This window comes from Pseudomonas sp. TE3728 (genome assembly GCF_056279145.1).
The window spans coordinates 2,913,271-2,930,759 of sequence record NZ_JBWBQT010000001.1 but is presented as its reverse complement, the minus strand read 5'-3'; the positions used below and the strand labels follow the sequence as shown (position 1 = coordinate 2,930,759).

Annotated in this window: 15 protein-coding genes and 1 other RNA gene; 14 read left to right on the top strand and 2 right to left on the bottom strand. The window is 60.8% G+C overall.

Features of this window, described 5'->3' with window-relative positions; genetic code table 11:
* Nucleotides 1-57: 57 nt before the first annotated feature.
* Both ACZ89R_RS12515 and ACZ89R_RS12510 read right to left on the bottom strand, forming a co-directional pair.
* Nucleotides 58-420, bottom strand: coding sequence for a YraN family protein (locus tag ACZ89R_RS12515; protein ID WP_007904371.1), 363 nt, complete (start codon nt 418-420; stop codon nt 58-60).
* A complete protein-coding gene (locus ACZ89R_RS12510; protein WP_123494471.1) occupies nt 420-2,231 on the bottom strand; it encodes a penicillin-binding protein activator in 1,812 nt (603 codons plus the stop codon). The genes ACZ89R_RS12515 and ACZ89R_RS12510 overlap by 1 nt, the downstream gene beginning before the upstream one ends.
* A gap of 210 nt (nt 2,232-2,441) precedes the next feature.
* Here ACZ89R_RS12510 and rsmI point away from each other — a divergent pair, with 210 nt between their 5' ends.
* The 14 genes from rsmI to ACZ89R_RS12440 all read left to right on the top strand — a co-directional run bounded on the left by rsmI (nt 2,442) and on the right by ACZ89R_RS12440 (nt 17,489).
* Nucleotides 2,442-3,314 (top strand): 16S rRNA (cytidine(1402)-2'-O)-methyltransferase, encoded by an 873-nt coding sequence (gene rsmI / locus ACZ89R_RS12505; protein WP_429545637.1) that lies wholly within the window; start codon nt 2,442-2,444, stop codon nt 3,312-3,314.
* 74 nt (nt 3,315-3,388) lie between these two features.
* An RNA gene (gene rnpB / locus ACZ89R_RS12500) (RNase P RNA component class A) lies at nt 3,389-3,742 on the top strand.
* A gap of 354 nt (nt 3,743-4,096) precedes the next feature.
* Complete coding sequence (mraZ, locus tag ACZ89R_RS12495; protein ID WP_008147486.1) at nt 4,097-4,552, top strand: division/cell wall cluster transcriptional repressor MraZ; 456 nt, start codon at nt 4,097-4,099, stop codon at nt 4,550-4,552.
* Nucleotides 4,549-5,496, top strand: coding sequence for a 16S rRNA (cytosine(1402)-N(4))-methyltransferase RsmH (rsmH, locus tag ACZ89R_RS12490; RefSeq protein ID WP_008072115.1), 948 nt, complete (start codon nt 4,549-4,551; stop codon nt 5,494-5,496). Before mraZ ends, rsmH begins: the two co-directional genes overlap by 4 nt.
* Nucleotides 5,493-5,786, top strand: coding sequence for a cell division protein FtsL (ftsL, locus tag ACZ89R_RS12485; protein WP_032830409.1), 294 nt, complete (start codon nt 5,493-5,495; stop codon nt 5,784-5,786). The genes rsmH and ftsL overlap by 4 nt, the downstream gene beginning before the upstream one ends.
* Nucleotides 5,786-7,525 (top strand): peptidoglycan D,D-transpeptidase FtsI family protein, encoded by a 1,740-nt coding sequence (locus tag ACZ89R_RS12480; RefSeq protein ID WP_429547861.1) that lies wholly within the window; start codon nt 5,786-5,788, stop codon nt 7,523-7,525. Before ftsL ends, ACZ89R_RS12480 begins: the two co-directional genes overlap by 1 nt.
* The gene (locus ACZ89R_RS12475) at nt 7,525-8,988 is read left to right on the top strand and encodes a UDP-N-acetylmuramoyl-L-alanyl-D-glutamate--2,6-diaminopimelate ligase (protein WP_429545638.1); all 1,464 of its coding nucleotides are present in this window, start codon (nt 7,525-7,527) and stop codon (nt 8,986-8,988) included. Before ACZ89R_RS12480 ends, ACZ89R_RS12475 begins: the two co-directional genes overlap by 1 nt.
* The gene (locus tag ACZ89R_RS12470; RefSeq protein WP_123494467.1) at nt 8,981-10,348 is read left to right on the top strand and encodes a UDP-N-acetylmuramoyl-tripeptide--D-alanyl-D-alanine ligase; all 1,368 of its coding nucleotides are present in this window, start codon (nt 8,981-8,983) and stop codon (nt 10,346-10,348) included. Before ACZ89R_RS12475 ends, ACZ89R_RS12470 begins: the two co-directional genes overlap by 8 nt.
* Nucleotides 10,348-11,430 carry a phospho-N-acetylmuramoyl-pentapeptide-transferase gene (gene mraY / locus ACZ89R_RS12465; RefSeq protein WP_007904350.1) on the top strand — a complete coding sequence of 361 codons (1,083 nt, stop codon included), beginning with the start codon at nt 10,348-10,350 and terminating at the stop codon, nt 11,428-11,430. Before ACZ89R_RS12470 ends, mraY begins: the two co-directional genes overlap by 1 nt.
* Before the next feature lie 5 nt (nt 11,431-11,435).
* Nucleotides 11,436-12,782, top strand: a complete 1,347-nt coding sequence (gene murD, locus ACZ89R_RS12460; RefSeq protein ID WP_429545639.1) for a UDP-N-acetylmuramoyl-L-alanine--D-glutamate ligase — start codon at nt 11,436-11,438, stop codon at nt 12,780-12,782.
* Nucleotides 12,779-13,996 carry a putative lipid II flippase FtsW gene (gene ftsW / locus ACZ89R_RS12455; protein WP_429374949.1) on the top strand — a complete coding sequence of 406 codons (1,218 nt, stop codon included), beginning with the start codon at nt 12,779-12,781 and terminating at the stop codon, nt 13,994-13,996. The genes murD and ftsW overlap by 4 nt, the downstream gene beginning before the upstream one ends.
* Nucleotides 13,986-15,056, top strand: a complete 1,071-nt coding sequence (gene murG / locus ACZ89R_RS12450) for an undecaprenyldiphospho-muramoylpentapeptide beta-N-acetylglucosaminyltransferase (protein WP_123494464.1) — start codon at nt 13,986-13,988, stop codon at nt 15,054-15,056. The genes ftsW and murG overlap by 11 nt, the downstream gene beginning before the upstream one ends.
* Nucleotides 15,049-16,509 carry a UDP-N-acetylmuramate--L-alanine ligase gene (murC, locus tag ACZ89R_RS12445; RefSeq protein WP_429545640.1) on the top strand — a complete coding sequence of 487 codons (1,461 nt, stop codon included), beginning with the start codon at nt 15,049-15,051 and terminating at the stop codon, nt 16,507-16,509. The genes murG and murC overlap by 8 nt, the downstream gene beginning before the upstream one ends.
* Complete coding sequence (locus tag ACZ89R_RS12440; protein ID WP_123494462.1) at nt 16,506-17,489, top strand: D-alanine--D-alanine ligase; 984 nt, start codon at nt 16,506-16,508, stop codon at nt 17,487-17,489. The genes murC and ACZ89R_RS12440 overlap by 4 nt, the downstream gene beginning before the upstream one ends.

The following is a 17,489-nucleotide window of genomic DNA, read 5'->3' as shown; positions in this document are numbered from 1 at the left end:
CCGCAAAGCAAAGAGCAAAAGTGTTGGGTGAAAGTGTCCGGTTCGGGACGCAAGCGATCAGCTGTCGAAGGCATTCTGCAACCAGTTCAACTGATCAAGGTTGCTGTCGATGGCAACCACGTCGAAGCGGCAGGGGGAATTGGCCCAACGCGACTCGCGCTGAAGAAAATACTGCGCGGCAAAAATCAGTTTCTGCCGTTTGCGCCCATCGATGCTATCGAGCGCACCACCCCATTGGGTGTTTTTTCTGTAGCGGACTTCGACGAATACTACTGTATCGCCATCAAGCATGACCAGATCAAGCTCGCCGCGTTTACACAACCAGTTCTGCGCCAGCAGGCGCAGACCTTGTTGCTGAAGATGCTCGAGCGCATGACGCTCGGCATCTTTACCGCTTTGCTGGCGTGACCTGTCGGGCATCAGCGTGAGGTGTCCGGCAGGCGTTGAACCTGACCGTTGATGAACTCTGCCCATGGCAACTGACGCTCGACCCGTTGACTCTGAGTCATGCCCAGGCTGCCCGATTGACCCTGGATGCGGCTGTCCGGCAAGGCCTTGAGTTGCCCCAGGCGCGGTGCCAGGCGATAGGCGTCAACGCCCATCGCGTACAGACGGCCCAGGCTGCCGCCGGCTTGTGGCCATTGTGCAGTGACCTGTTTGCGCAGCGGGTCGTTGGCATCCAGCAGCCATGGGGTTTCGCAGAAGCGAATACCGTTCATGTCGTTGTACTGGTTCTGGTCGCCGCTGGCGCTGAACACGTGGGAGGTGGCGTAAACCGGCACGTCCCCGGCGTACTGGAAGTTCAGGGTCGGTTTGATTTGTTGAGCCTGTTGCGGCGTCGCGGCCAGGAAGATGAACTCGATGTCCTGACGACGCGAAGGTTGTGCGGCAACCTGCGAGCCAACGGTGCTTTGCAGGCTCTTGGCACGGCCTTCGCTCTGGCGCAGCTGGAACATGTCGGCAATCTGCTGGGCCAGTTGTACCGGCTGGTCGACGCGCTCGGTAGCGACAATGCTGCCACCGTTGGCTTGCCAATCCTGGCTGAACGCCTTGTAGACGCGGTCGCCCCATTCGCCTTTCGGCACCATGATCGCGGCGCGATGCAGGCCGTCGGCGCGTGCACGGCGAGACACTTCGCGGGCTTCGTCTTCAGCGGCAAGACCGAACTGGAACAGTTGGGCCGGACCTTGTGCGCCTTCGCTGTAGTTCAGGGCCAGGGTAGTGATCGGCAGTTGCGGGCGGGCGCTGAGCTGTTTGACCAGCGGCTTCTCCAGCGGGCCGACCACCAGTTGCACGCCATCGGCCTGGGCCTTGCGATAGAACTCGTCGAGGGACGTCAGGCGCGAGCTGTCATAGAACTCGATGGCTGGTGGCTTCTGCCCGGCTTGTTGCGCCTGGTAGTGCGCAGCCATGAAGCCTTCACGTAGCGCTTTGCCAACCGAACCCAGTGGGCCGTCTTGCGGCAGCAGCAGGGCGATCTTGCTCAGGGGCTGGCTGGCCAGCTCCTTGAGTTTGGTCAATGGCAACGGCAGCTGGATGGCGGCCGGGTGTTTTGGATTCTGCTCGCGCCAGTTGTCGATCGCGGCTTGCTGCTGTTCCAGGGTGCCGGCCGTTTTCACCACCAGCGCCAGACGGATCCAGCCGCCGAGGTCATCGTCGGTGGTCGGCTGCAATTGATCGGTCGGCAGCGAGGCGATCAGGGTCCAGATCGCTTCGTGGTTTTTGCTGGCTGCTTCACCTTCAAGCATCGGCGCAATAAAGATGCGCTCCCGTGCGGCGGCCAGAGTCTGGCCGTCGGCCTCAAGGGCGCGGGCATGAACGGTGCCGGTGCGAACCTGTTGTTCGACGGGCAGTTCGCTCAGGCGTTGCAGGCTCGGATGGCTCAGGGCAGTCAGCGCCGCTTTGGGCTGATTGCGGACCATGGCCAGTTCAGCCGCCAGGGTGCTGGCGAAGACTTGTTGGCCAGGCTTGAGTTGTTCCACCGGCACCTGTTGCAGGATTTGCGCGGACTGGCCGGCATTGCCCTGGCGATAAGCCAGGTCTGCCGCGCTCAGGCGCAACAGGGCGGCTTTTTCCGGATCTTTGCTTTTAGTGGCCTGCTCGAGCAGTTGCTCGATACTGGCATCCGGGGTCCGTGGAAGTTCGCCAAGGCTGGAAGAGGGCGAGCTGGCGCAAGCCGCCAGCAAGGCAGCGAGGCAGAGGGCAGTGAACAGCCGCAGGCAAGCGATCATGTAGTGTTCCTGATACTCGATCAAATTAGCGTGGAATTGTACCCAAGCGCTGGCCGGGGCGCGATGTTACTGGCGTGAATCGATCAATTTAGCTCGTACAAATGTTGCAGCACTGCACATAACGCTGGAAAACCCGCGGAGGGTGAAGCGTATCGCAAGCGCCGCTACGCGCTACAATGTCGCCTTTTTACCGATCATGAGGTGCGCGTTTTGACTGCTCTAGGTGCTTTGAATTCCGCTGCTGGCTCGCTTTATGTGGTGGCGACGCCCATCGGCAACCTGGACGACATCAGTGCGCGTGCGCTGAAAATCCTGCGCGACGTCGCCTTGATTGCCGCCGAAGACACTCGCCATTCCCAGCGATTGATGCAGCATTTCGGTATTCCCACGCCGCTGGCGGCCTGTCATGAGCACAACGAGCGTGAGGAGGGTAACCGCTTTATCACGCGTCTGCTGGCGGGCGACGATGTGGCGTTGATTTCCGACGCTGGGACGCCGCTGATTTCCGATCCGGGTTATCACCTGGTGCGTCAGGCTCGTGCCGCGGGAATCAATGTGGTGCCGGTTCCGGGGGCGTGTGCCTTGATTGCGGCATTGTCGGCGGCGGGCCTGCCGTCTGACCGTTTCATCTTCGAAGGGTTTTTGCCGGCCAAGGCTGTCGGCCGACGGGCTCGTCTGGAGCTGGTAAAAGAAGAGCCGCGCACGCTGATTTTCTATGAAGCACCGCACCGCATCCTTGAGTGCCTGCAAGACATGGAGCTGGTATTCGGCGCCGAGCGTCCGGCGTTGCTGGCCCGTGAACTGACCAAGACCTTCGAAACCCTTAAAGGCTTGCCGCTGGCCGAGTTGCGCGAGTTCGTCGAATCGGACAGCAATCAGCAGCGTGGCGAGTGTGTAGTGCTGGTGGCGGGCTGGACTGCCCCTGAGACTGAAGACGCTGTCAGCAGTGAAGCCATGCGTATTCTCAATCTGCTGCTCGAAGAGATGCCGCTCAAGCGTGCGGCGGCATTGGCGGCGCAAATTACCGGCGAACGCAAGAATGTGCTCTATCAGGTCGCGCTGGATAAACAGAAGGGCGAGTAAAACCGATGTGCAGCGCCGGCCAGAGGCTTTTAGCGCTTGTTCTTCGGCCGCTCTGCCGTTAATCTTCGCGGCGGAGAGTCGATCGGACAGTCGCTGCCCTCTATGAAAATTAGGGGGGGGAGGAAAGTCCGGGCTCCATAGGGCGAAGTGCCAGGTAATGCCTGGGAGGCGTGAGCCTACGGAAAGTGCCACAGAAAATAACCGCCTAAGCGCTTCGGCGCCGGTAAGGGTGAAAAGGTGCGGTAAGAGCGCACCGCACGTCTGGCAACAGTTCGTGGCTAGGTAAACCCCACTTGGAGCAAGACCAAATAGGGTCCCAAGGCGTGGCCCGCGCTGGGACCGGGTAGGTTGCTAAAGATGTCCAGTGATGGCCATCGTAGACGAATGACTGTTCAAGACAGAACCCGGCTTACAGATCGACTCTCCACCTTTTTTTCCTCGCTGCCGAGTCATTGGCAGCGATGTGTGTAATGGCAATTTCCCTCCCTGCTGAATCAATAGCAGAAGCGCTTTTGTAATACCGAAAAAATCTTACTCTTAACAAACTACTTTAACTTCTGAACGCAGCCTTCTGTGCTGATTCAAGTTATCGAGTGAATTCATCCGTCAGATTCTCGTTAACCCTCCTTTAACGCCGCTAAATCTCCGTTCTGTAAGGCTTTTCCTTTAATCCGCGCCTTGACGGTGTGGTGGGCGCATTCCTATAGTGTGCGCAAGTGGCGGAAAGTGGCATGAAGTGGGTTTTTTGAGCGTAAAACGCTAATATTTGGAGAAACGCTGACGTGTTTCGCGGAGCTAACGCTATCAGTCTCGATGCAAAGGGCCGTCTCGCAATGCCGAGCCGGTACCGTGACGAGCTGGTTTCGCGTAGTTCCGGTCAATTAATCGTCACCATCGATGCCGTTGATCCGTGTTTGTGTGTTTATCCCCTCGATGAGTGGGAAATTATCGAAACCAAACTGCGCGCACTGCCTTCGCTTCGCGAAGAGAACCGCCGCCTGCAACGTTTACTGATTGGTAATGCCGTCGACCTCGAGCTCGATGGCAGTGGTCGTTTTCTGGTTCCGCCACGTCTTCGCGAATATGCCAAGTTGGATAAGCGCGCGATGTTGGTAGGCCAACTGAACAAGTTCCAATTGTGGGACGAGGATGCCTGGGATGCGGTTTCTGCCGCTGACCTGGCTGCTATTCAACAACCGGGCGCCATGCCTGATGAACTGCGTGATTTAATCCTGTGACTATTGATAGCGGCTTTAACCACATCACCGTACTGCTTGACGAAGCCGTCGAGGCTCTCGCCGTACGTCCTGATGGCTGCTATCTGGACGGTACGTTCGGACGTGGCGGGCACAGTCGGTTGATCCTCAGCCAGCTCGGGCCTGATGGCCGGTTGCTCGGATTCGACAAAGATCCTCAAGCGATTGCCACCGGGCAAACGCTAGCGGCCGAAGACGGCCGCTTTGTCGTTGTGCAGCGCAGCTTTGCCGAGCTCGGTTCGGAAGTCGCCGAACGCGGTCTGGCCGGCAAGGTCAGCGGTGTTCTGCTCGACCTCGGCGTGTCCTCGCCACAACTCGACGACCCGGAGCGCGGCTTCAGCTTCCTCAATGACGGTCCGTTGGACATGCGCATGGACCCGTCCCGCGGGATCAGCGCCGCCGAGTTCGTCAACACCGCGCCGGTGGAAGAAATTGCCCGGGTGTTCAAGCAATACGGCGAGGAGCGTTTCTCCGGACGCATGGCGCGTGCCGTGGCCGAGCGTCGCGACATCAAGCCGTTCGAGCGCACTGGCGATCTGGCTGAAGTGCTGAAAGTCGCCAACCCCGCATGGGAAAAGGGCAAGAACCCGGCCACCCGTGCATTCCAGGGCCTGCGTATTCACGTCAACAACGAACTGGGCGATCTGGAAGCCGGCCTCGAAGCGGCGTTGGAATGCCTTGAAGTCGGCGGCCGTCTGGTCGTCATCAGCTTCCACTCGCTGGAAGACCGCATCGTCAAACTGTTCATGCGAAAACTGGTGAAAGGCGAAGCCGACAACCTGCCGCGCAACCTGCCGGTCCGTCACGTCGCTTTCGAACCGGTAATCAAAATCCATGGCAAAGCGCAGACCGCCTCGGAGGCCGAACTCAAAGCCAACCCACGTTCCCGTAGTGCCGTCATGCGTGTCGCGGAGAAATTGCGGTGAGCAAGCTTTTCGCCAAGCCACTTCCCGGCGGAAGCTTTTTCATGCTGCTGTTGTTTGCCGGCGTGCTTGTGTCGGCTATAGGCGTGTCCTATAGCGCGCACTGGAACCGTCAGTTGCTCAATTCGCTGTACGGCGAATTGAGCGTGCGCGACAAGGCGCAGGCGGAGTGGGGCCGGTTGATTCTCGAACAGAGCACCTGGACTGCCCACAGTCGAATCGAAGTCCTGGCCACCGAGCAACTGAAGATGCGCATTCCCGGCGCCGCTGAAGTGCAGATGGTGGCGCCATGATGAAACTCGAAGGCGCGCTCTTTCCATGGCGGTTCCGTCTGGTGGTCGGGTTGCTCGGCATCATGGTGGCGGCGATTGCCTGGCGCATCATCGATTTGCAAGTGGTCGACCGTGCCTTCCTTAAAGGTCAGGGCGATGCGCGCAGTGTTCGTCATATTCCAATTCCGGCTCACCGTGGTCTGATCACCGACCGTAATGGCGAGCCGTTGGCCGTGAGTACCCCGGTCACCACCCTGTGGGCCAACACCAAGGAAATGCAAACGGCCAAAGAGAAGTGGCCGGCACTGGCGGCTGCCTTGGGGCAGGACCCGAAAGCCCTGGCCGAACGTCTCGAAGCCCAGGCCAACAAAGAATTCATTTATCTGGTGCGCGGGCTGACCCCCGAGCAGGGCCAGGCTGTGCTCGATCTGAAAGTGCCGGGCGTTTATGGCATCGAAGAGTTCCGGCGTTTCTACCCGGCCGGCGAAGTCACCGCCCACATGGTCGGCTTCACCGACATCGATGACCACGGGCGCGAAGGCGTCGAGTTGGCCTACGACGAATGGCTGGCCGGCGTCCCCGGCAAGCGGCAGGTGATCAAGGACCGGCGCGGCCGGCTGATCAAAGATGTCCAAGTCACCAAAAACGCCAAGGCCGGCAAGCCCTTGGCGTTGTCCATTGACCTGCGTCTGCAATACCTGGCCAACCGCGAGCTGCGCAACGCGATCATCGAGAACGGCGCCAAGGCTGGCAGCCTGGTAATCATGGACGTGAAGACTGGCGAAATCCTCGCCATGGTCAACCAGCCGACCTACAACCCGAACAACCGTCGCAATCTGCAACCGGCGATGATGCGTAACCGCGCGATGATCGACGTGTTCGAACCGGGTTCGACCATGAAGGCGATCTCCATGAGCGCCGCGATTGAAACCGGGCGCTGGAAGCCGACCGATACGGTTGAGGTGTATCCAGGCACCTTGCAGATCGGTAAGTACACCATCAAGGACGTATCCAAGAGTGAAGGCCCGGTGCTCGACCTGACCGGTATCCTGATCAATTCCAGTAACGTCGGCATGAGTAAGGTCGCGTTCGATATCGGCGGCGAAACGATTTTCCGCCTGGCGCAGAAAGTCGGCCTCGGCCAGGATACCGGGCTCGGTTTCCCGGGCGAGCGCGTCGGCAACCTGCCGAACTACCGCGAATGGCGCAAGGCTGAAACCGCCACGCTGTCCTACGGCTACGGTATTTCCGTGACTGCGATCCAGTTGGTCCACGCCTTCTCGGCCCTGGCCAACAATGGTCGCCTTGCGCCGCTGACCCTGATCAAAACCGACAAGGCACCGCAAACCACACAGGTATTGCCGGAAGCTGTCGCGAAAACCATGCAAACCATGCTGCAACAAGTGATCGAAGCCCCGCGCGGTGTATTCCGTGCGCAGGTGCCGGCGTATCACGTGGGCGGCAAGTCGGGTACCGCGCGTAAAACCTCGGTCGGCACCAAAGGCTACGCCGAGAATTCCTACCGCTCGCTATTCGCCGGCTTCGGCCCGATGAACGATCCGCGCTACGCAATCGTGGTGGTGATCGATGAGCCGACCAAGGCCGGTTACTTCGGTGGTCTGGTATCGGCCCCGGTGTTCAGCAAAGTGATGTCCGGGACCTTGCGCCTGATGAACATCACCCCGGACAACCTGCCTGCCACTCAACAAGCGAACGCCGCACCGGTCGTTCCGCTGAAAGCTAATGGAGGGCGCGGCTGATGTCGCTGAGCCTGAACAAGATTTTCGCCCACGCCGGCCGCGATCTGTTGATCCGCGAATTGGCGCTGGACAGCCGCAACGTACGAGCAGGCGATCTGTTTCTCGCGGTTCCTGGTGGCAAGTTCGACGGGCGTGCGCACATCGCCGACGCCTTGCAACGCGGCGCTGCTGCCGTGGCTTATGAAGTCGAAGGCGCGACTGTGCTGCCGATCACCGACGTGCCGTTGATTCCGGTCAAAGGCCTGGCGGCGCAGCTGTCGGACATCGCCGGGCGCTTTTATGGCGACCCGAGCCGTCATTTGAACCTGATCGGCGTGACCGGCACCAACGGTAAAACCAGCGTGACCCAATTGGTCGCCCAGGCGCTCGACCTGCTGGGGCAGCACTGCGGCATCGTCGGCACTCTGGGCTCCGGTTTCTACGGCACGCTGGAAAGCGGTCTGCACACCACGCCAAACCCGATTGCGGTGCAAGCGACCCTCGCCGACCTGAAAAAGGCCGGCGCCAAAGCCGTGGCCATGGAAGTCTCTTCCCACGGCCTGGATCAGGGCCGCGTGACTGCGTTGGCATTCGATGTGGCGGTGATGACCAACCTTTCGCGCGACCATCTGGATTACCACGGCACCATGCAGGTCTATGGCGAAACCAAGGCCAGGTTGTTTGCCTGGGATGATCTGAAGTGCCGGGTGGTCAACCTGGATGACGATTTCGGTCGGCAACTGGCTGCCGATAAAGGCGAGTCGCGACTGATCACTTACAGCCTGGAAGATTCCAGCGCCTACCTGTATTGCCGCCAAGCGCAGTTCGACGACGAAGGCGTGCGTGCCACGCTGGTCACGCCGCAAGGCGAGCACCATTTACGCAGCACCTTGCTCGGCCGTTTCAACCTGAGCAACGTGTTGGCCGCGATCGGCGCCTTGCTCGGGCTGGACTACGCGCTGGACGAAATCCTCAAAGTGCTGCCAAAACTCGAAGGTCCGGCCGGTCGCATGCAGCGCCTGGGCGGCGGTACTCAGCCATTGGTGGTGGTCGATTACGCCCACACACCGGATGCGCTGGAAAAAGTCTTGATGGCCCTGCGTCCACACGCCAAAGGCCGGTTGCTGTGCCTGTTCGGTTGCGGCGGTGATCGCGATCGCGGCAAGCGTCCGCTGATGGCGGAAGTGGTCGAGCGTCTGGCCGATGGCGTACTGGTCACCGATGACAATCCGCGCACCGAAGACCCTACGGTGATTTTCGACGACATCCGCGCCGGTTTTACCGCTGTGGATAAAGTTGCCTTCGTCGCCGGCCGTGGCCAGGCGATTGCCCAATTGATCGCCAGCGCTTCGGCGGATGACGTGATTGTCCTGGCCGGTAAAGGTCACGAGGACTATCAGGAAATCAACGGCGAGCGCCACGCTTTCTCCGATCTGGTCGAGGCCGATCACGCCCTGACCGCGTGGGAGGTGGCCCATGCTTAAAGCCTTGAAACTGAGCGAACTGACCAGTGCATTGAATGGCCGTCTGATTGCCAGCGACGCCAGCTTCGACGGCGTCAGCATCGACAGCCGCGCAATCAAGCCCGGCCAGTTGTTTATTGCTCTGGCCGGCCCGCGTTTCGATGGCCATGACTACCTCAATGACGTTGCCGCCAAAGGCGCCGTGGGTGCCCTGGTCGAGCGCGAGGTTGCCGACAGCGCGCTGCCGCAACTGCTGGTCAAGGACACCCGCCAGGCCCTCGGCCAATTGGGCGCGATGAACCGCGCTGCGTTCACTCATCCGGTCGCGGCCATCACCGGTTCCAGCGGCAAGACCACGGTCAAGGAAATGCTTGCGAGCATCCTGCGCACGCGCGGTCCGGTGCTGGCGACCCGTGGCAACCTGAACAACGACCTCGGTGTTCCGCTGACCCTGCTCGAACTGGCGCCGGAACACACGGCGGCGGTCATCGAGTTGGGGGCTTCGCGTCTTGGCGAGATTGCCTACACCGTTGCCATGACCAAACCGCATGTCGCTGTGCTGAACAATGCCGGCACTGCCCACGTCGGTGAGTTCGGCGGCCCGGAAAAAATCGTCGAGGCCAAGGGCGAGATTATTGAAGGGCTGGATGCCTCGGGCATCGCCGTGCTGAATCTCGACGACAAGGCGTTCCCGATCTGGAAGGCCCGTGCCGCTGCCCGACGGGTGCTGAGTTTCTCTCAGCTGGATGCCACCGCAGATTTCCATGCAAGCTTCATCGTTTCCGATGCACGCGGCTGCCCTGCATTCGAACTGCACACGCCACAAGGTATTGCCCGGATTCAATTGAACCTGCTCGGCGGGCACAACGTCACCAACGCAGTCGCCGCCGCCGCGGCGGCTCACGCCCTGGGCGTGTCCTTGTCGCATATCGCTTCGGGGCTCAATGCAGTGCAACCGGTCAAGGGTCGTGCCGTCGCGCAACTGGCAACTAACGGTATGCGCGTGATCGATGACACGTACAACGCAAACCCCACCTCCATGTGCGCCGCCGTTGATATACTCGCCGGCTTTTCCGGTCGCACCGTTCTGGTGCTCGGAGATATCGGCGAGTTGGGCGATTGGGCGGAGCAGGGGCACCGCGATGTGGGCGAGTACGCTCGCGGCAAGGTTTCCGCGCTTTACGCGGTCGGGCCAATGATGACCCACGCCGTAAACGCTTTCGGCGAGCAGGCTTTTCACTTCAGCACTCAGGCTGAGCTGATCAAGGCCCTGGAAGCCGAGCAGGACCCAAACACCACCATTTTGATCAAGGGCTCGCGCAGCGCCGCGATGGAAAACATCGTCGCCGCTTTGTGCGGGACCCGTCTGGAGAAACATTAATGCTGCTGCTGCTAGCGGAGTATCTGCAACAGTTCTACAAAGGCTTCGCGGTCTTTCAGTACCTGACCCTGCGCGGGATCCTCGGTGTGCTGACCGCGCTGGTCTTGTCGCTGTGCTATGGCCCGTGGATGATCCGCACTTTGCAGAACCGTCAGATCGGTCAATCCGTTCGCAACGACGGCCCGCAATCGCACCTGTCCAAATCCGGCACCCCGACCATGGGCGGCGCGCTGATTCTTTCGTCCATCGGTGTCAGCACCTTGCTCTGGGCTGACCTGGCCAACCGTTACGTTTGGGTGGTGTTGTTGGTGACCCTGCTGTTCGGCGCCATCGGCTGGGTCGACGACTACCGCAAAGTCATCGAGAAAAACTCCCGCGGCCTTCCGAGCCGCTGGAAGTATTTCTGGCAGTCGGTGTTCGGCCTGGGCGCGGCGATCTTCCTTTATATGACTGCCGCGACGCCGGTAGAAACCACCCTGATCCTGCCGATGCTCAAGGACTACAGCATTCCGCTGGGCGCGGGTTTCATCGTCCTGACCTATTTCGTGATTGTCGGCTCGAGCAACGCGGTCAACCTGACCGACGGCCTCGACGGTCTGGCGATCATGCCTACCGTGATGGTCGGCGGCGGTTTGGGGATCTTCTGCTACCTGTCGGGTAACGTGAAATTCGCTGAATACCTGCTGATTCCTTACGTACCGGGCGCGGGTGAGTTGATTGTGTTCTGTGGCGCGCTGATCGGTGCGGGCCTGGGGTTCCTGTGGTTCAACACCTATCCGGCCCAAGTGTTCATGGGCGACGTCGGCGCACTGGCGCTGGGCGCGGCTTTGGGCACCATCGCAGTGATCGTCCGTCAGGAAATCGTCCTGTTCATCATGGGCGGCGTGTTCGTGATGGAGACCCTGTCGGTCGTCATCCAGGTTGCCTCCTTTAAGCTGACCGGTCGCCGTGTATTCCGCATGGCGCCGATACACCACCACTTTGAACTCAAGGGCTGGCCCGAGCCGCGCGTGATCGTCCGTTTCTGGATCATCACCGTGATTCTGGTACTGGTCGGCCTTGCCACCCTGAAGCTGAGGTAGAACGAGTGTCTCTGATCGCTTCTGACCACTTCCGCATCGTTGTCGGCCTCGGCAAGAGCGGCATGTCCCTGGTTCGCTTCCTGGCGAACCGGGGCGTGTCGTTTGCTGTCGCCGATACGCGGGAAAATCCACCGGAACTGGCCACGCTCAAGCGTGACTATCCGCACGTGGAAGTGCGTTGTGGCGAGCTGGATGTCGAATTCCTGTGCCGTGCCGACGAGCTCTACGTGAGCCCCGGCCTGGCGCTGGCGACCCCGGCCCTGCAGGCTGCCGCCGCCCGTGGCGTGAAGTTGTCCGGCGACATCGAGCTGTTCGCGCGTAACGCGAAGGCGCCGATTGTCGCCATCAGCGGTTCCAACGCCAAAAGCACCGTCACCACCCTGGTCGGCGAAATGGCGGCTGCGGCTGGCAAGCGTGTTGCTGTCGGCGGCAATCTCGGCACACCGGCGCTGGATTTGCTCAGCGACGACATCGAGTTGTACGTGATGGAGTTGTCGAGCTTCCAGCTCGAAACCACCGATCAACTCAACGCCGAAGTGGCGACCGTGCTCAATATCAGCGAAGACCACATGGATCGCTACAGCGGTCTGCCGGCCTATCACCTGGCCAAGCACCGGATCTTCCGGGGTGCCAGGCAGTTTGTGGTCAACCGTCAGGACGCCTTGAGCCGTCCGCTGATGGGCGAAGGTCAGCCGTGCTGGACCTTCGGTTTGAGCAAACCCGATTTCAAGGCCTTCGGGATCCGGGAAGAAGACGGCGAGAAATACCTGGCCTTCGAATTCCAGAACCTGATGCCGGTGCGCGAGTTGAAAGTTCGTGGCGCGCATAACCAGTCCAACGCTCTGGCGGCCTTGGCACTGGGGCATGCCGTCGGCCTGCCGTTCGACGCCATGCTTTCGGCCCTGCGCAATTTCGCCGGGCTCGAGCATCGCTGCCAATGGGTACGCGAGCTGAATGGCGTGAGCTACTACAACGACTCCAAAGCCACCAACGTCGGTGCTGCTCTGGCCGCCATCGAAGGCCTGGGCGCGGACATCGACGGCAAGCTGGTGCTGATCGCCGGTGGCGATGGCAAGGGCGCCGAATTCAAGGATTTGCGTGATCCGGTGGCGGGCAACTGCCGCGCCGTCATTTTGATGGGCCGTGATTCCGACAAGATCGGCGAGGCCATTGGCGATGCCGTGCCACTGATTCGCGTCGGCTCGCTGATCGAAGCGGTCGCGCAATGCCGCGCCATCGCAGAAAAGGGCGATGCGGTGCTGCTGTCGCCAGCCTGCGCCAGTTTCGACATGTTCAAGAACTACGAAGATCGCGGTCACCAGTTTGTCCGCGCCGTGGAGGACTTGGCATGAGCCTCCTGAATATCATCAAGCCGTACCCGTCGCCGATCATCACCGGGCGCGGCATCGACCTCGATTTCCCGATGCTCGCCGGTTGTCTGGCGCTGCTGGGCCTGGGCCTGGTCATGATTGCATCGGCATCCACTGAAGTGGCGGCGGTGCAATCGGGCAGTGCCCTGTATTACATGATCCGCCACCTGATCTACGTAGTGCTTGGACTGGGTGCCTGCATCGTCACCATGATGATTCCGATCGCTACCTGGCAACGCCTGGGCTGGCTGATGCTGATTGGTGCATTCGGTTTGCTGGTGATGGTGATCATCCCCGGCATTGGCCGTGAAGTGAACGGTTCGATGCGCTGGATCGGCTTCAGCTTTTTCAACGTTCAGCCTTCCGAGATCGCCAAGGTGTTCGTGGTGATCTACCTCGCCGGTTATCTGGTGCGTCGCCAGAAAGAAGTGCGTGAAAGCTGGATGGGTTTCTTCAAGCCGTTCATCGTTCTGCTGCCGATGGCGGGGCTGTTGCTGATGGAGCCGGACTTCGGTGCCACCGTTGTAATGATGGGGGCGGCTGCAGCAATGCTGTTCCTCGGCGGCGTCGGGCTGTTCCGTTTTTCCTTGATGGTTGTCCTGGCTGTCGGTGCGGTGGTGTTGTTGATTCAAATGCAGCCGTATCGAATGGCGCGACTGACCAACTTTGCGGACCCGTGGGCCGACCAGTTCGGTGCGGGCTATCAGTTGTCCCAAGCCTTGATCGCTTTCGGTCGCGGCGAATGGCTGGGCGTTGGCCTGGGCAACAGCGTGCAGAAACAGTTCTACCTGCCGGAAGCCCACACTGACTTCGTGTTCTCGGTCCTAGCCGAAGAACTGGGTGCCGTAGGTTCGTTGTGCACCTTGGCGCTGTTCGTCTTTGTCTGTATTCGTGGCATGTACATCGGTTATTGGGCCGAGAAGGCCAAACAATTTTTCGCCGCTTACATCGCGTATGGCTTGTCGTTCCTGTGGATCGGTCAGTTCCTGATCAACATCGGAGTGAACGTAGGCCTATTGCCGACCAAGGGCCTGACTCTGCCATTCCTCAGTTATGGCGGCAGTTCGTTGGTGATCTGCTGTGCCTGTCTTGGCTTGTTGCTGCGCATCGAGTGGGAGAGTCGAACCCACTTGGGCAGTGAAGAGATGGAATTCCATGAGAGCGACTTCGCCGAGGAGCCGACCCATGGGCGCTAACGTATTGATCATGGCCGGCGGCACCGGGGGCCACGTGTTCCCGGCACTGGCCTGCGCTCGCGAGTTCCAGGCCCGCGGTTACACCGTGCACTGGCTGGGCACGCCGCGCGGGATCGAGAACGATCTGGTGCCGGCGGCCGGCCTTCAATTGCATCGGATCAACGCCAGCGGTTTGCGCGGCAAGGGCAAATTGTCCCTGCTCAAGGCACCGTTCATGTTGCTCAAGTCGATCTGGCAGGCGCGGGCGATCATTCGTCAGCTGCGGCCAGTCTGCGTGGTCGGCTTCGGGGGTTATGTGACCGGGCCCGGCGGCGTTGCAGCCAAATTGTCCGGCGTGCCGGTGATCGTTCATGAGCAGAACGCCGTGGCCGGTACCGCCAATCGGTTGCTGGTGCCGTTGGCCGCCCGAGTCTGTGAAGCGTTCCCCGACACCTTTACCCTGTCGAGCAGCCGTCGCACCACCGGTAACCCGGTGCGTACCGAGCTGTTCCTCGAAACACCGCGACCTGCCCTGGCCGGTCGCAAGGCGCGTTTGCTGATCCTGGGCGGAAGCCTGGGCGCAGAGCCGTTGAACAAGTTGCTGCCTGAAGCCCTGTCGCAAGTCGCTCCCGACCTGCGCCCGGACGTGTTTCATCAGGCCGGCAAAAACCACGATGAAGTGACTGCAGAGCGCTATCGCGCAGCTGGCGTCGAGGCGCAAGTGCAGCCTTTCATCAAAGACATGGCCCAAGCCTATGGCTGGGCCGACCTGGTGGTGTGCCGCGCAGGCGCATTGACCATCAGTGAACTGGCGGCTGCCGGTCTGCCCTCGATGCTGGTGCCTTTGCCCCACGCGATCGACGATCACCAGACCCGCAACGCCGATTATTTGGCCCGTGAAGGCGCTGCCTTCCTGATGCCGCAAAGAACGACTGGCGCAGCGGATCTTGCCGCTCGCCTGACAGAGGTCTTGATGCAACCGCAACGACTCAACGACATGGCCACCGCGGCACGCCGCCTGGCCAAACCCGATGCCACTCGTAACGTGGTCGATACCTGCCTGGAGGTGGCTCATGGTTGAGAACAAGAAAGCCATGCCGCACCCGGAAATGCGCCGCATCCGTCGCATCCACTTCGTCGGTATCGGCGGCGTGGGCATGTGCGGCATTGCCGAGGTGTTGCTGAACCTGGGCTATGAAGTGTCCGGTTCCGACCTCAAAGCATCGCCGGTGACCGAGCGCCTGGAATCCTTCGGTGCCCACATCTATATCGGCCACCGTGCCGAGAACGCCACGAACGCCGATGTGCTGGTCACCTCCAGCGCCGTGAACACTTCCAACCCGGAAGTGGCCACGGCCCTGGAACGCCGGATTCCGGTGGTGCCGCGTGCCGAGATGCTGGCCGAACTGATGCGCTACCGCCACGGCATCGCCGTTGCCGGTACCCACGGCAAAACCACCACCACCAGCCTGATCGCTTCGGTGTTCGCCGCCGGTGGCCTGGACCCGACGTTCGTGATCGGTGGTCGTCTGAATGCCGCGGGCACCAATGCCCAGCTCGGCACCAGCCGTTACCTGATCGCCGAAGCCGACGAAAGCGATGCCAGTTTCCTGCACTTGCAGCCGCTGGTGGCCGTGGTCACCAACATCGACGCCGACCACATGGCAACCTACGACGGTGACTTCAACAAACTGAAGAAAACCTTCGTCGAGTTTCTGCACAACCTGCCGTTCTACGGTCTGGCGGTGGTGTGTCTGGACGATCCGGTGGTGCGTGAAATCCTCTCGCAGGTGAAACGTCCGACGGTCACCTATGGCTTTGGCGACGATGCCGACGTGCGCGCCATCAATGTGCGCCAACAAGGCATGCAGACCTTCTTTACCGTGCTGCGCCCTGATCGCGAGCCGCTGGATGTGTCGGTGAACATGCCGGGCAACCACAACGTGCTGAACGCGCTGGCGACCATTTGCATCGCCACCGACGAAGGCGTCAGCGATGAAGCCATCGTCCAGGGCCTGTCCGGGTTCCAGGGTGTGGGGCGTCGCTTCCAGGTGTACGGCGAACTGCCGGTTGAAGGCGGCAATGTAATGCTGGTGGACGACTACGGTCACCACCCGACCGAAGTCGCCGCCGTGATCAAAGCCGTGCGCGGTGGCTGGCCGGAGCGCCGTCTGGTGATGGTTTACCAGCCGCACCGTTACAGCCGCACCCGCGACCTGTACGACGACTTCGTCAACGTGTTGGCCGACGCCAACGTGCTGCTGTTGATGGAAGTCTATCCGGCCGGCGAAGAGCCGATCCCGGGCGCCGACAGCCGCAAGCTGTGCAACAGCATTCGTCAGCGCGGTCAGCTCGACCCGATCTACATCGAGCGTGGCATCGACCTCGCACCAATCGTCAAGCCGCTGCTGCGTGCCGGCGACATTCTGTTGTGCCAGGGCGCCGGTGATATCGGCGGTCTCGCACCGAAACTATTGAACAGTCCGTTGTTCGCTGGCGCGGTTGCCGCGCCAAGCGTGGGGAAGTTGAAATGACTGCTGCTTACGCCAACCTCGTCTCCACGATCGCGCCGAAAGACTTCGGCCGTGTCGCCGTGCTGTTCGGCGGCAAGAGTGCCGAACGTGAGGTCTCCCTGAAGTCGGGTAACGCGGTGCTCGACGCACTGCAAAGCGCCGGTGTGGACGCCTTCGGTCTTGATGTGGGCGATGACCTGCTGCAGCGTCTGCTGAACGAAAAAATCGACCGCGCCTTCATCATCCTCCACGGTCGTGGCGGTGAAGACGGCAGCATGCAGGGCCTGCTCGAATGCCTGGGCATTCCGTACACCGGCAGCGGCATTCTGGCCTCGGCACTGGCCATGGACAAACTGCGCACCAAGCAGGTCTGGCACAGCCTCGGTATTCCGACGCCACGCCATGCGGTACTGAGCTCTGAGGCCGATTGTATTTCGGCGGCCACGGAACTGGGCTTCCCTTTGATCGTCAAACCGGCCCATGAAGGTTCCAGTATCGGGATGGCCAAAGTGACCTCCGCGTCCGAATTGATCGACGCATGGAAAGCGGCCAGTACCTACGATTCGCAAGTGTTGGTCGAGCAATGGATTCAAGGTCCGGAGTTCACCATCGCCACCCTGCGTGACCAGGTGTTGCCTCCAATCGCCCTGGGCACAACCCACAGTTTCTACGACTACGACGCCAAGTACGTGGCTTCCGATACCCAGTACCGGATCCCGTGTGGCCTGGACAGCAATAAAGAAAAAGAACTCATGGACCTCACGGCCAAAGCCTGTGAGGCGCTGGGTATCGCCGGTTGGGGCAGGGCAGACGTGATGCAGGACGCCGACGGGCAGTTCTGGTTCCTGGAAGTCAATACCGCACCGGGCATGACCGATCACAGTCTGGTTCCGATGGCGGCCCGTGCCGCTGGCCTGGATTTCCAGCAACTGGTTCTGGCGATTCTGGCCGCCAGCGTTACCGGCAATGCTGCCGGTAACCAAGAGCCGACAAGAGGTTAA